This is a genomic window from Rubrimonas cliftonensis (assembly GCF_900107585.1).
GTDB classification, from domain to species: domain Bacteria; phylum Pseudomonadota; class Alphaproteobacteria; order Rhodobacterales; family Rhodobacteraceae; genus Rubrimonas; species Rubrimonas cliftonensis.
Window position 1 is genome coordinate 31,873 of sequence record NZ_FNQM01000015.1, and the last position, 12,177, is coordinate 44,049.

The 12,177-nt window shown below is 71.4% G+C and carries 15 protein-coding genes; 12 read left to right on the top strand and 3 right to left on the bottom strand.

Features of this window, described 5'->3' with window-relative positions; genetic code table 11:
- Window positions 1-68 precede the first annotated feature (68 nt).
- The 3 genes from BLW43_RS17405 to BLW43_RS17415 form a co-directional block, all read right to left on the bottom strand.
- Window positions 69-821, bottom strand: a complete 753-nt coding sequence (locus BLW43_RS17405) for a hypothetical protein (RefSeq protein ID WP_093255408.1) — start codon at window positions 819-821, stop codon at window positions 69-71.
- Window positions 822-975: 154 nt separating this feature from the next.
- Window positions 976-2,799, bottom strand: a complete 1,824-nt coding sequence (locus BLW43_RS17410; protein ID WP_139284122.1) for an AAA family ATPase — start codon at window positions 2,797-2,799, stop codon at window positions 976-978.
- 158 nt (window positions 2,800-2,957) lie between these two features.
- Window positions 2,958-3,329: an RNA chaperone Hfq gene (locus BLW43_RS17415; RefSeq protein WP_175478976.1), complete on the bottom strand. Its 372-nt coding sequence runs from the start codon at window positions 3,327-3,329 to the stop codon at window positions 2,958-2,960.
- A gap of 146 nt (window positions 3,330-3,475) precedes the next feature.
- Here BLW43_RS17415 and BLW43_RS17420 point away from each other — a divergent pair, with 146 nt between their 5' ends.
- The 12 genes from BLW43_RS17420 (at window position 3,476) to BLW43_RS23690 (ending at window position 12,128) form a co-directional block, all read left to right on the top strand.
- Window positions 3,476-3,745 carry a type II toxin-antitoxin system ParD family antitoxin gene (locus BLW43_RS17420; protein ID WP_093255411.1) on the top strand — a complete coding sequence of 90 codons (270 nt, stop codon included), beginning with the start codon at window positions 3,476-3,478 and terminating at the stop codon, window positions 3,743-3,745.
- Window positions 3,742-4,062, top strand: a complete 321-nt coding sequence (locus tag BLW43_RS17425; protein WP_093255413.1) for a type II toxin-antitoxin system RelE/ParE family toxin — start codon at window positions 3,742-3,744, stop codon at window positions 4,060-4,062. The genes BLW43_RS17420 and BLW43_RS17425 overlap by 4 nt, the downstream gene beginning before the upstream one ends.
- Before the next feature lie 117 nt (window positions 4,063-4,179).
- Window positions 4,180-8,493, top strand: coding sequence for a strawberry notch-like NTP hydrolase domain-containing protein (locus tag BLW43_RS17430; protein WP_093255414.1), 4,314 nt, complete (start codon window positions 4,180-4,182; stop codon window positions 8,491-8,493).
- A 108-nt stretch (window positions 8,494-8,601) separates the two neighbouring features.
- Window positions 8,602-9,024: a hypothetical protein gene (locus BLW43_RS17435; RefSeq protein ID WP_139284123.1), complete on the top strand. Its 423-nt coding sequence runs from the start codon at window positions 8,602-8,604 to the stop codon at window positions 9,022-9,024.
- Window positions 9,021-9,452 carry a hypothetical protein gene (locus BLW43_RS17440; RefSeq protein WP_093255416.1) on the top strand — a complete coding sequence of 144 codons (432 nt, stop codon included), beginning with the start codon at window positions 9,021-9,023 and terminating at the stop codon, window positions 9,450-9,452. Before BLW43_RS17435 ends, BLW43_RS17440 begins: the two co-directional genes overlap by 4 nt.
- Window positions 9,452-9,643: a hypothetical protein gene (locus BLW43_RS17445; RefSeq protein ID WP_093255417.1), complete on the top strand. Its 192-nt coding sequence runs from the start codon at window positions 9,452-9,454 to the stop codon at window positions 9,641-9,643. The genes BLW43_RS17440 and BLW43_RS17445 overlap by 1 nt, the downstream gene beginning before the upstream one ends.
- Entirely contained in the window at window positions 9,640-9,939 is a 300-nt protein-coding gene (locus BLW43_RS17450; RefSeq protein ID WP_175478977.1) for a zinc finger domain-containing protein, read from the top strand. Before BLW43_RS17445 ends, BLW43_RS17450 begins: the two co-directional genes overlap by 4 nt.
- A gap of 80 nt (window positions 9,940-10,019) precedes the next feature.
- Window positions 10,020-10,538 carry a DUF7007 domain-containing protein gene (locus tag BLW43_RS17455; RefSeq protein ID WP_093255419.1) on the top strand — a complete coding sequence of 173 codons (519 nt, stop codon included), beginning with the start codon at window positions 10,020-10,022 and terminating at the stop codon, window positions 10,536-10,538.
- The gene (locus tag BLW43_RS23685) at window positions 10,535-11,053 is read left to right on the top strand and encodes a hypothetical protein (protein WP_093255420.1); all 519 of its coding nucleotides are present in this window, start codon (window positions 10,535-10,537) and stop codon (window positions 11,051-11,053) included. Before BLW43_RS17455 ends, BLW43_RS23685 begins: the two co-directional genes overlap by 4 nt.
- A gap of 10 nt (window positions 11,054-11,063) precedes the next feature.
- Entirely contained in the window at window positions 11,064-11,531 is a 468-nt protein-coding gene (locus BLW43_RS17465) for a hypothetical protein (RefSeq protein ID WP_093255422.1), read from the top strand.
- A gap of 71 nt (window positions 11,532-11,602) precedes the next feature.
- Window positions 11,603-11,944 carry a CCDC90 family protein gene (locus tag BLW43_RS17470; RefSeq protein WP_093255423.1) on the top strand — a complete coding sequence of 114 codons (342 nt, stop codon included), beginning with the start codon at window positions 11,603-11,605 and terminating at the stop codon, window positions 11,942-11,944.
- A 7-nt stretch (window positions 11,945-11,951) separates the two neighbouring features.
- The gene (locus BLW43_RS23690; protein ID WP_175478978.1) at window positions 11,952-12,128 is read left to right on the top strand and encodes a hypothetical protein; all 177 of its coding nucleotides are present in this window, start codon (window positions 11,952-11,954) and stop codon (window positions 12,126-12,128) included.
- The last annotated feature ends 49 nt before the right edge of the window (window positions 12,129-12,177 follow it).

Sequence of the window (12,177 nt, forward strand, 5' to 3'; positions counted from 1 at the left end):
CTTTTGTAAGGCAGGCGCGATTCGCGTCATGGGGGCCCGCGCGGCGCCCCCTATAGCCGTAGCAAAGACTAATACCGGGAGCGCGAGAGCAATCCGTACTGCAGATAAAAACGAATACGATCCGCAGCAGTGAGCCCCTTGTCAGGATCGTCCATAAATGACGCGCATCGCGTATTTAAAACTTTTCTGGTGAAATAGAGCTGAGTCACGCGGTGGCAGATGCGCACCTCAAGCTCCCCGAGGATCAGCGCGATGAAGACCGACCACGCCTCGGCGGCGCTCAGTTTCTCGTTCTCGACATCGACGACCGCGTCATACTCGGCGAACGCGAGCTCGAAAGCCCGGATGCTGTAGAGGATGTTGTCGGCGCGGCCGAAGAAGAGCCGCTTCAGGAGGCTGTCGATCAGGGAGTTCGCCTGCGACGCAGAAGGATGCAGGCGGAAAATCTGCCGGATCGTCGGCAGCGGGCCGGGTTTCTGCCCGCATCCCAGGGTGTCGACCAGACCGTGCACGACGTGCTGGTTCATCGCCAGATCGCGATGCAATTGCGCGCCGCGAACCCCTAGCCGCAACAGCCCGATCGCGATGTCGAGCTGTTGCGAAGGCTCGACCGCGGACCAGAGGCGGTTGAGCGTCTCATCCGGCGGATCGCTCAGAAAAGGGCCGGGCTGGGCTCCGACATAGGGCGTGGAGCCCCACAGCATCGGCGGAAAATCCTTCGGCGGCCGACGCGCGCCGCGATTGGCCTTGAGCCAGCGCAGACAGTCCCAGAAATCGGCGAGGGGATGCCCTTCCGGCGGCGGCTTCGACAGATCGAGCATGGGCAACCCTCGCGACTGGTCACGGGATCAACGCGAGGATTCCACCAGTTACCCACAATTCCCACAACTGGAAATGGTGTCGGTGAGGCAAAAACATCACGCTTTGCGCGAGCCGTTACGCTGCAGCGCAAGATATGGTGGCCGGACGGCGGCGTCAGGCCGCCGCCATCCGCTCGGAGACCGCCGCCGCCGCCTCTTCGCCGCTCAACGTCTCCCGCTCGAGCAGAAGGCGCGTCAGCGTCTCGTGCGATTCGCGCAGAGCGTGCACGCGCTCCGTCGCCTCGGCGAGCGCGGCGGCGGCGATGCTGCGCGCCTGCGCCATGACGGCTTCGGAGGGCCGCTCCAGCATGCCGGCGTCGGGCTCGCTGAAAAATCCCGCCGCGTCGGCCATCGCCCAATGGTGCGCCATCTCCAGCGCCAGCCTTGAGACCTCGGCGATGTCGGCCGCCGCCAGCGTGCTGCGCCGCTCAGGACCGCACGCCACGATCTCGCCCGCGCGCCCGCCGGCCAGCACCCGCAGCCGCGCGCGCAGGCGCGCCTCGTCGATCACCCGAAGATCCTCAGGCGGCCGCGCCGCGACGTGGCCGAGCGACTGCCCATGCGGCACGATGGTCACGCGCTCCACCGGATCGGCGTCGGGATCGGTCAGCGCCAGCACCGCGTGACCAGCCTCATGCGCCGCGACCAGTCGACGCGCCTGCGGCGACAGCGGCGCGCCCTCCACGCGCTCGCCGATCGACACCTTCATCAGCGCGATGCGGAAATGCTCCAGGCCGACCGCCGCGGCGCCGAGCCGGCCCGCCTGGATCGCGGCCTCGTTGGCCAGCGCCTCCAGCTGCGCGCCGGAGAACCCGTGCGCCATCACCGCCGCCTCGGCGAGGTCCAGGGAGTGCTCCAGGACAAGCGTCCGGGTGTGGATGCGCAGCATCGCCACGCGGGCCGGCAGATCCGGCAGCGGCACCCGGATCACCCGGTCGAAGCGGCCCGGTCGCACCAGCGCAGGATCGAGCGCGTCGACATGGTTGGTCGCGGCGAGGAAATAGACACCCGAGGACGGCGCTATCCCGTCCATTTCCGCCAGCAGCTTCATCAGCGTCGTCTCGTAATCGGTGTGGCTGGTCTTGCCGCGCGCCCTGCCGATCGCGTCGATCTCGTCGATGAAGACGATGCAGGGCGCCATGCGCCGCGCGCGGGCCATGACCTGGCCGACGTCGCGCGCCCCCTGCCCCACCAGCATGCCGCCGAAATCGCTGCCGGCGCAGGCGATGAAGTTCACCCGCGCCTCGCCGGCGGTCGCGCGCGCCAGCAGCGTCTTGCCGGTGCCGGGCGGGCCGACCAGCAGCGCGCCCTTCGGCGTGCGCGCGCCGACGGCGCCGTAGGACAACTCGCCCCGGATCATGCGCGCAAACTCGGTCAGGTCGCGGCGCGCCTCGTCGGCGCCCGCGACGTCGGCGAACCGCGTCGCAATCTCGTCGACCCAGAGCGCCTCACCGACCTGGCGGCCGAACCCGGTCATGGTCATGGCGTAGCGCCCGAGCACCGCAAAGAGCGCCAGCGTGAACAGCATGCCGAGCACGGAGCCGACGCTGCTCCTGATCCCGAGATCGCTCACCGGCACCGCGGCGCGCACGAAAAGCCCGCTGACGACGTCGCCGGCGAACGCTGGAATGCGCGCCGCCAACTCGCCGCCGTTCTGGCGCGTTAGAAACAGCCAACCGTTGTCGAGCTCGCCGGACAGGACGCCGTCGGCCGACGCGGCGTCGGGCGTGGTGGCCAGCGCGAAGGCGCGCGAGAACGCGACCTCTTCGGCCTGACGGCGGCGCTCGCCGAAGGCTGACATGTCGCTCAGCGCATAGAGAAGCGCGAGGAGCGCGGCGAGGCTGGCGGCGGCGATGGCCAGACCTCGGACGTTGGCGTGTCTGCGCCCCAGCGTGCGCAGCCGCGCGACGCCTGGCGTGGCGGCGAGTTTGTCGAACATCGGCGGGTTCCCGTGAATGAAGACGGAGACCGCCGCAGCGCGCCGAACGAATATAGCCCGCATCGGGCGCGTCGGGTAGCCGCGCGATCAACGCGCCGACGATCCATCCACAGACTCTGTGCGCGCTTCTGTGCGCAACACGCTCCGCGTGCAGTTGCTCAGCGCAACTTGCGGCGCTCGACCAACGGCTTGCGGACCACGCCGTCGGAATGCCCGCCAAAGCGGCGGGCAGGCGCCCGGTTTGCGCGCTCCCGGTCGACGCCGGGAGGACCGCCGTCCTCGTGGAGGTTCAGGATCATGGCGCTCTGCACGCTCGCAACCGAACTCTTGTAGACGAGTTGCGCAGCGCCGCCGCGCGCCAGAAGGAACGCGTAGGCGTCGAAGGCCGTCACCACGCCCTCGAGCTTTACGCCGCTGCGCAGATAAATCAGCACCGACGCCGCCTGCGCCGCCGCCGCCGCGAGCCAGACGTCCTGCAGCGGGCGCCTGGTCGACCCTTTTGAAGCCCGTACGCCGCCGCCGCCGTCCATCGCCGCCATCCTCCGCGCAACCTGCGCCATCGCTCGACATGCTGCACTGCACAACGACGATTGTCGAGAAACAACGCCACGGGCGGCGGCGATCGCCTTGGCGACGCTGAGCAGAAATCGTATGACTTGGTCATACGGAGGGCGGCATGACGGTCAAGACCACGCTGAGCTTCACCGAGCGGCACCACAGCTATCTCCGCGAAAAGGTGCGCGACGGGGTGTTCGCCACGACGAGCGCCGCAGTCGCGGCCGCCGTGGAGCGGCTGATCGAAGATGAGGAGGCGCGGGAGACCGCGCTCGGCGCGATGGCCGACGACATTCGCGCGCGTCTCGGCACGTCGCGCGACGACTATCGCGACATCGACGCCGTGTTCGCCGATGTCGAACGCGACATCGCGGCGCCCGACGGCGCGTGAGCCACGCCGTCAGGCTGCACCCCGCGGTTCGCAGCGACCTGGTCCGCATCGGGCGGCTGATCGGCGACTACGCCGGCGAGGCCGCCGCACGGCGCAAGCTCACGGAGATCCGCGCCGTCATCGAGAAGCTCGGCGAGATCCCCCACCGCGGCTCGATCCGCGACGAGATCGCGCCGGGTCTGCGCGCGATCCCCGCCGGACGCCGCGCTGTCGTCGTCTTCACCGTCGACGACGCGACACGCACCGTGTTCGTCCATGCCATCGGCTACGCCGGCTCCGACTGGATCAGCGCCGCGCGCAGCCGACCGGCGCGCTGACGCATCCTCAGCCCCGTCCGACCGGACCGGCTGCGCGAGCGCTGCGCGCCAAAGCCCAAGCGCCATCCCTTCCTTCCGGCCCCGCATGGGGGCCGCAAGAAAGAGGGTCCCCGCGCCATGAACCTGCTCACCCCCATCGCAGACGCCGCGCCTTCCGCCGCCGGCCCCGCGCTCGCCCAGCTCGCGCGCGCCCTGTTCCTGCGCGCGCTCTCGGGCCCCGCGCTGACGCCGGCGCTCCTCAGCCGGCTCATGACCGACGCCTTCGACGGCGGGGACGCCAGTGGGCGGTGGTCGTGGCGACAGGCCTACGACGTCGGCGAGGCGGCCGCGGCGAAGGCGTTCATTCGCAACGCCGAGGCGATGAAGCGCCGCGACGCGGAAACCCTCACGGCGCTCGCCGCGAAGACCGCCGCCCGCCTGCCGCTGCAATCGCGCCGCAGCGAGACGCAGAACCGTCTGTCGCAGTTCTCCACGCCCCTGCCGCTCGCCGTCGTCGCGGCGATAGCGGCCCATGTGCGCGCCGGCGAGCCCGCGCTCGAGCCGAGCTGCGGCACAGGACTGCTCGCAGCGCCGCTCGCAGCCCTCGGCGCAAGGCTCGTCCTGAACGAGATCGACGCAGATCGCCGCGCGTTGGCCGAGGCCGCCACCGGCGTCGCGCCGACGGCCCATGACGCGGAGTTCATCGACGACCTGCTCGACCCCGACATCCGCCCCAGCCTCGTCGTGATGAACCCGCCCTTCAGCGCCACAGTCGCGCGCGCCGGCGATCCGACCGTCGCAGGCAGCCATCTCGTCTCGGCGCTGAAGCGCCTCGCCGACGGCGGCAGGCTCGCGGCGATCATGCCGTCAGGCTTCTCGGCGGAAGGCTCAGGGCGCGCCGGCTGGATCGCGGCGACGGAGCGCGCCTGCCTGCGCGCGCGCATCGCGCTGCCGGGCGCGGCCTTCGCCCGCCACGGCGTGCGCGTCGACACGGTGCTCGCGGTCTTCGACAAGATCGCCCAGAGCGACGTCGCGCCGCTCATCGCGCAGGCGGCTACGCTGGACGAGGCGCTGGCGATGGCCGCGACGCTGACGCGCGGACCCTCTGAGGCCGCGCGCCCGTCGCCGACAGACGCCCACATCGTCGCGCCGCCCGCCGCGAAACGCTCTGAGCGCGTCGCAGAGCCGTCTTCCGCGAACGCCGAGCGCGAGCCGGAGCTGCTCTTCGCCATCCGGCGCGAAGCGGGCGCGCCGCTCGTCTACACGGTGCGCGACGAGGCGACCGCATCCGGCGAGGACGGCCTCTATGCGGCCTGGCGGCTTGGGCGCGTCGCCATCCCGGACGCGCGCGAGCACCCCACGCCGCTGGTGGAATCTGCGGCGATGGCGTCGATCGCGCCGCCGGCGCCGACCGCACAGCCCGTGATTCCGGCGTCGCTGGTGCGTCGCGGGGCGCTCTCCGACGCCCAGCTCGAGACGCTGATCTACGCAGCGGAGGCCTTCGAGCGCGACCTGCCCGGCGCGGTGCGCATCGACGCCGAATGGCGCAGCGCCGTCGCCTGCCCCGACGACGCGCCCGACGCGGTCAAGCTCAGGCGCGGGTTCTTCCTCGGCGACGGCACCGGCTGCGGCAAGGGCCGCCAGGTAGCCGGCGTCATCCTCGACGCCTGGAACCGCGGCCTGCGCCGCGCGGTCTGGCTCTCGAAATCCGACAAGCTGATCGAGGACGCAATCCGCGACTGGACCGCCCTCGGCGGCGACGCCGGCGACGTCCGCCCGCTCGCCAAGTGGAAGCTCGGGGAAGACGTCCGAAGGCGGGAAGGCATCCTCTTCGTCACCTACGCCACGCTGCGCGTCGGGCCGCGCCAGGGCAAGGCTGGCCGGCTGGAGCAGATCGCCGCCTGGCTCGGCGCCGGTTTCGAAGGCGTCATCGCCTTCGACGAGGCCCACGCCATGGGCGGCGCCGCAGGATCCAAGTCCGATCGCGGCGACAGGAAGGGCAGCCAGCAGGGCGTCGCAGGCCTGCGCCTGCAACTCGCAGCCCCCCGCGCGCGCGTCCTCTACGTCTCGGCCACCGGCGCCACCACCATCGAGAACCTCGCCTACGCCAGCCGCCTAGGCCTCTGGGGCCAGGGCGACTACCCATTCCAGACCCGCGAGGCCTTCATGACGGCGATGGAGGCCGGCGGCGTCGCGGCGATGGAAGTCGTCGCGCGCGACCTCAAGGCGCTGGGGCTCTACACCGCCCGCGCGCTCAGCTTCGACGGCGTCGAGTACGAGATCCTCGAGCACGCCCTCACCCCGGCGCAGACCGCCGTCTACGACGCCTTCGCCGACTCGTTCCAGGTCATCCACAGAAATCTCGAGGCGGCGATGAAAGCGACCGGGATCACTGGCCATGACGGCGCCTGCAACGACAAGGCCGCGAAGGCGGCGGTGCGCTCGCGCTTCGAAAGCCTCAAGCAGCGCTTCTTCAACCACCTGCTCACCGGCATGAAGACCCCGGCCATGCTCGACGACGTCGAAGAGACCCTCGCGGCCGGCATGAGCGCGGTCATTCAGATCGTCTCCACCGGCGAGGCGCTGATGGACCGCCGCCTCGACGCGCTGACGGCCGAGGAGCGCGAGGATCTGGTGATTAGTGCGACGCCTCTCGAATACGTAGTCGAGTACCTGCGCGAGGCCTTTCCCACCGAGTTGCGCCGGGTGTGCGAAGACGAGAACGGCGCCCCCTACACCGAGCTCGTGCGCGACGAGACGGGCCGCGTGGTCGAGAGCCGCGAGGCGGCCGCCCTGCGCGACGCGATGATCGAAAACCTCTGCATGCTGACGCCGGTCCAGACCGCGCTCGACCAGATCCTCTGGCGCTTCGGACCGCGCGCCGTGGCGGAGGCGACCGGGCGCACGCGCCGCGTCGTCGAGGTCGAGGACGGCGGCGAACGCCGGCTGCGCGTCGAGCGCCGCGCCGGCGCCGCCAACACCGCCGAGACGCAGGCCTTCATGCGCGGCGACAAACGCATCCTGGTCTTCTCGGAGGCCGGCGGCACCGGACGCAGCTACCACGCCGACCGCGACGCGCCCAACCGCGAGCGGCGCGTCCACTACCTGCTCGAGGCGGGCTGGAAGGCCGATACGGCCGTCCAGGGCCTCGGCCGCACGCATCGCTCCAACCAGGTCTCCGCCCCGCTCTTCAAGCCGGTCACGACGGACGTGAAGGGCGAGAAGCGGTTCATCTCCACGATCTCCCGGCGGCTCGATTCCCTGGGCGCGCTCACCAAGGGCGCTGCCAGAACCGGCGGCCAGGGCATGTTCCGCACCGAGGACAACCTCGAGAGCCGCTTCGCCAAGGCGGCCCTGCGGGTGTTCTACGCCGCCGTGTCCAGCGGCGAGGCAAGCTCGATCGCGCTGGAGGCGTTCGAGGCGAAGACCGGCCTGAAGCTCGTCGGCGAGGACGGCGCGCTGCTGGAGGAGCTGCCCCCGATCACGCGGTTCCTGAACCGCATCCTCGCCCTGCGCATCGCCGAGCAGAACGCCATATTCGAGGAGTTCACCGACATCATCGCGGAGCGCGTCGCCGAGGCCGAAGCCGCCGGCCAGCTGGAGGACGGCTGCGCGACGCTGGTCGCCGACAGCGTCGAGCTCCTGGAGACCCACATCCTGCGGACCTGCGCGGTCAGCGGAGCCGAGACGATCGGCTGGCGGCTCAGGCTTTCCACCCGCATCGAGCGCTTCAGCGTCGCAGACATGCGCCGCCGCTACGGCGAGGCGCTTGCGACGATGGTCAACGACGACAGCGGCGCCGTCGCCTTCCAGCGCGGCTGGAACGCGCGCTACCACGACGACGGCATGGTGGAGGAGCAGGTGCAGCTGCTCCGCCCGCACGGCCGCGAAGTGATGACGCTGGCCAAGCTCGGGAAATCCTGCTGGCGAGCCTGCGACGAGGACCGCTTCGCAGCCCTCTGGCAGGCCGCCGTCGCCGCCCTGCCGGAGTTCGAGCGCGAGGAGGTCATCCTGATCGGCGGGCTGATCCTGCCGGTCTGGAAGCACCTCGGCGAAGAGGCCCCGACCATCCGACGCGTGACGACCGACTGCGGCCGCACGCTGATCGGCCGCGTCGTCGCCCCCGACCGGCTCAAGGGGCTGACAGCCGTCATGCGCGCCGCGGCCCCGACCGACGCGCAGGGCGTCGCCCACGCCGTCATGATCGGCGGGCGGAAGATCGCGCTGGCGCAGGACGCGCGCCTCGCGCGGCGGCTGGTCGCCGGCAGCCAGCGCTGCGAGATCGAGAACGCCCCCGCCGACCTCGCCCGCGCGCTCAAGGCCGCCGGCTGCTTCGTCGAGATCATCCAGTACCGCGCGCGCGTCTTCGCGCCGGTGACGGCCGACCTCGAACCCGCAGGCGTCGAGGCGCTGGCGCGCGTGCTGGCGCTGCTGCCGCCAGTGGAGGCCTGAGCGCGGCCGGACGCCGGCGGCGCGTCAAAGAGCAAGAGCCCTCCCCTCCGGGCGGCCCCATGGCCGCCTGCAGAGAAAGGCCTCTCCCCCATGTTCACCGAAATCGTCATGCTGGATCATCGGCGCCCGCTCGCCGAGCGCCGCCGCAGCCGCCGGACCTGCGGTCCCTACCGCTGGCGCCCCTGCCCGCCCAACCGTGGGCGCGGCTTCTACGTCTCTTCGCACGACGCCGCCGCCGTGGACGAAGCCGGCTCCTCGTTCCGGCTGCGCTTCGGCCTGGCCGCCGCCCACTGGACCTGCGCGCAGGACTGGCGCGGCGCATTCGGCCTCGACGCCTGGACGCCGATCGTCGCGCGCCTCAACCACGGCCGCGGGTTTCTCGCCGGCGCCTCGCTCGGCCGCGGCATGTGCGCCTTCGTCGACGCCGACATCTTCGCAGACCCGGTCGACGCCGCCATCGCCGCCGACGACGCCGCGCGCGAAGCGGCCGAAGCCGACATGCGCGACGGCGACACGGAGCAGGCGGCGTGACCGCCCGCAGCCCCCGGGAAAGCCGCAAGGCGCTCGACTTCCCCGACAACCCTTTCGACGCCGCCGGCTATGTCGGCGATCTCGTCTGCCTCGTCCTCGGGGCGGAGGAGCCGCCGCCCGCCGCGCAGACGCCCTACCGCCACTGGCGCGCCGACGCGGTGCGCAGGATCACCGGCTGTCTTGACGCCTGCGTCTTCGCCTCCGGCGTCGACTTCGCGGCCATAGCGGCCGCCGTCGCAGCCCATGCGCAGGCGCATTACGGGAAGGACGGCTGGGACTTCATCGTCGAATGCTGGACGCTGGACGAGATCATCGCGGAGCTGCGCGAGGAAGGCGTCGCCTCGCGCAGCGCGGCCATCGCGGATTTCGCCAGGATCGCGGCGCTTCTGGACGAGCGGCGCGCCGAAGTCCGCGCGGAGGCGTGGTGATGGGCGCGCCCGACCCGACGCCCGGCACGATCGGCGCGCTGGAGGCGCAGGCCGGCGTGGGCCGCGACCATCACGACCGCTTCGCCTTCTGGATCGCCTTCAAGGGCGAAGCCGACCCCATCGCCGCCGGCGTCGCCGAACTTCGAAGACGCATCGCCGGCCGCTGCGACGCGCCGGCGGGCGGTCGATGACGGACGACGACCCGGCCGGCGATTTCTGCGGGTTCGCGCATCCGGTCCTCGCGGTCGCCTGCCCCGACTGCAAGGCCCGCATCGGCGCGATGTGCATGCGTCCGTCAGGCCACCGCGCCAGCGATTTCCACCAGTCCCGCAAGGCGGCGGCCGACGCCGCCTTCATCGCGCGCCACGGCGCGGCCGCCTCCATCGAGCGCACCGCCGCCGGATGGGCGATCGACCCGACCGGCGACGCCGAGGCCCGCGCCACTGATGCCGCAGGCTCCGACCTGCCGCTCTTCGCGGCCCGCTGACGCCGTCTCGCGACGGCGCAGCGCCTGCCCCCTCACCGTCAACCGGCCGCGGCGACGCGGCGCAAAAGGATCGTTTCGCAATGACCAGCACCAACACCGCGCCCCTGAGCGCCCCGCCTGACGCGCCGCGCCGTGGCGGCAATAGCCCCTGGGGCGCCGTCGACGGCGTCGAGGTTCTCGCGCCGGACGTTGTCTTCGTCTCCACGCCGAGCCATGGCGGCGCCTGGCTCTCGCCGGCGGCGCAGACCCGCATGCCCGCCGCGCTCCAGCCGATGCACGGCCGGACATGGTGGGAGGAGGACTGCGAGATCTGGGCGCCGCTCCTCGTCTTCGGACTGCACACGACCGACAACTCCCGCAGCCATGCCATCGCAGCGCTCGCCCGCTGGAAGCCCGACTGGCTCGACGCGCTGGCGGCGCCCTGCGGCGTCGTCAACGCGGCCCAGACCCGCCGCATCCAGGACCTGAGGGCGCAGATCGCGCCTGACGCGACGGTCGATCTCGCCGGCTTTCGCCGCTCCCATCGCAGCGGCTCCGTCGAAGGCTGGATCGGCGGCGTGTGGCATACGATCAGCCAGGACGGGGAGGCCGTAGGATGACGCTTCTCGCCGCTCAAAGGATCGACCGCGACGCCCCGCCTGCACCCGGCGCGCCGTCGCCATGGGGCGCCGTCGCGCAGGCGGCCATGCTCGCCCCGGACATCTGCGCCGTCAGCGCGCGCATGGGCGACGGCCTGTGGCTCGCGGAGACGGCGCGGCTGCAGCTGCCGTTCAGCATCATGTCCGCCCACGGTCCGGCATGGTGGTCGGCCGGGGTCAGCGCCGACGCGGCGCGCCTCGTCCTCGGCCGACGCGACCTGATCAGGGACTGCGCGGACGCCCTCCGGCGGATCTTCGCCGAGCGCCCCGGCTGGCTCGACGTCATCGCCGAGCCGGCCGATCTGCCGAACCTCGCGCAGGCGCGGAAGATCCTCGACCTCTGGGAACGGTTCGAACTCGCCGGGTTCCCCGATCTCGGCGCGTTCAGGCGCGAGCGCGACACCGGCATGGTCCATGGCTGGATCGCCGACCGCCTCTTCGTCGGCATTGAGCCCGACGGCCGGGCCCACTCGTGAGGAGGCGCAGATGAACGTCGCGATCTACCGCATTCTCAACCTCGGCGCGAAGGACTGGCCGCCGCACGCCGGCGACCGCGCAGCGCAACGCGCCAGCATCCAGAGCGCGCTCAAAACGATCCGGATGGCGCTAAGCTGCGAAGGCGGCCATGTCCACATCGGCAACTACGGCGTCAGCGTCCACTACTCGAGCAGACCGCGCGGCGACGACAGGACCAGCTACACCTGCGGAACCCTCAGCGGCTACTCCTTGCGCCATTGCCACACCGCGCTCGCGGCGATGGTCGCCGGCGCGCCCTGGGTCGACACGCGGCCCGTGACCGATCTCGGCGGGCTGATGCGCGCGCCGATGATCGCCTGCGGACGCGCCGCCGAGCCGGGCCCGTGGCACGCGCTCTCCTTCGCTCCGCGGGCCTACGTCTTCGAGACGCTTCGCCGCCTCGGCGCCCATGTCGGCGAGGGCCGCCGACGCCCCTGACCGGACGGTCCGCGATCGCGCATCGCGAAACGCTGCGCGATCGACTACATTAACCCGCAACGGAGGCTCAGATGCAGATGGCGTTCGACACGCTCAAGGCCGTCAAGGAACTCAAGGCCGCCGGCTTCGAAGAAGCCCAGGCGGAGGCGATGGTCGGCGCGTTCGGCCTGGCGGTCAGCGACAACACCGCCAGCAAGGCCGATGTGCAGGCGCTGCGCGACGACGTCGCGGGCCTGAAAACCGACATGCGCGCGCTCGACGGGAAAGTCGACCGCCTGCACGCAGATCTCGACGGCAAGATCGATCTGGCGCGCTCCGACCTCGGCGGCGACATCCGTCTGCTGAAATGGATGAACGGCGCGATCCTCGCCCTCGCGGCGGCGGCGTTCCTGCGTTTCGTGTTCATGGCGTGACGGCGCCATGGACGCCCTCCTCCTCGTCGGCGCAGGACTGCTGATGTCGCTCGGCGGCGTCGCCGCCGCCGCGCGGCCCCAGATCACGCCGCTCACGATGACCGGCCATCTCGGCATCATCCTCGGACTGATGGCCGTCATCCTCGGTATCGCCCTGAGCGAAACAGGGCAGCAGCCCCGATAAAGCTCAAGCGCCGGACCCTCTCTCGCGGCCCCTCCCGGGCCGCAGAGAA

Excerpts from the sequence above, each read along its gene's own strand:
- BLW43_RS17405 (WP_093255408.1), bottom strand. The coding sequence starts at position 821 with ATGCTCGATCTGTCGAAGCCGCCGCCGGAAGGGCATCCCCTCGCCGAT.
- BLW43_RS17410 (WP_139284122.1), bottom strand. The coding sequence starts at position 2,799 with ATGTTCGACAAACTCGCCGCCACGCCAGGCGTCGCGCGGCTGCGCACG.
- BLW43_RS17415 (WP_175478976.1), bottom strand. The coding sequence starts at position 3,329 with ATGGACGGCGGCGGCGGCGTACGGGCTTCAAAAGGGTCGACCAGGCGC.
- BLW43_RS17420 (WP_093255411.1), top strand. The coding sequence starts at position 3,476 with ATGACGGTCAAGACCACGCTGAGCTTCACCGAGCGGCACCACAGCTAT.
- BLW43_RS17430 (WP_093255414.1), top strand. The coding sequence starts at position 4,180 with ATGAACCTGCTCACCCCCATCGCAGACGCCGCGCCTTCCGCCGCCGGC.
- BLW43_RS17435 (WP_139284123.1), top strand. The coding sequence starts at position 8,602 with ATGCTGGATCATCGGCGCCCGCTCGCCGAGCGCCGCCGCAGCCGCCGG.
- BLW43_RS17445 (WP_093255417.1), top strand. The coding sequence starts at position 9,452 with ATGGGCGCGCCCGACCCGACGCCCGGCACGATCGGCGCGCTGGAGGCG.
- BLW43_RS17450 (WP_175478977.1), top strand. The coding sequence starts at position 9,640 with ATGACGGACGACGACCCGGCCGGCGATTTCTGCGGGTTCGCGCATCCG.
- BLW43_RS17455 (WP_093255419.1), top strand. The coding sequence starts at position 10,020 with ATGACCAGCACCAACACCGCGCCCCTGAGCGCCCCGCCTGACGCGCCG.
- BLW43_RS23685 (WP_093255420.1), top strand. The coding sequence starts at position 10,535 with ATGACGCTTCTCGCCGCTCAAAGGATCGACCGCGACGCCCCGCCTGCA.
- BLW43_RS17465 (WP_093255422.1), top strand. The coding sequence starts at position 11,064 with ATGAACGTCGCGATCTACCGCATTCTCAACCTCGGCGCGAAGGACTGG.
- BLW43_RS17470 (WP_093255423.1), top strand. The coding sequence starts at position 11,603 with ATGCAGATGGCGTTCGACACGCTCAAGGCCGTCAAGGAACTCAAGGCC.
- BLW43_RS23690 (WP_175478978.1), top strand. The coding sequence starts at position 11,952 with ATGGACGCCCTCCTCCTCGTCGGCGCAGGACTGCTGATGTCGCTCGGC.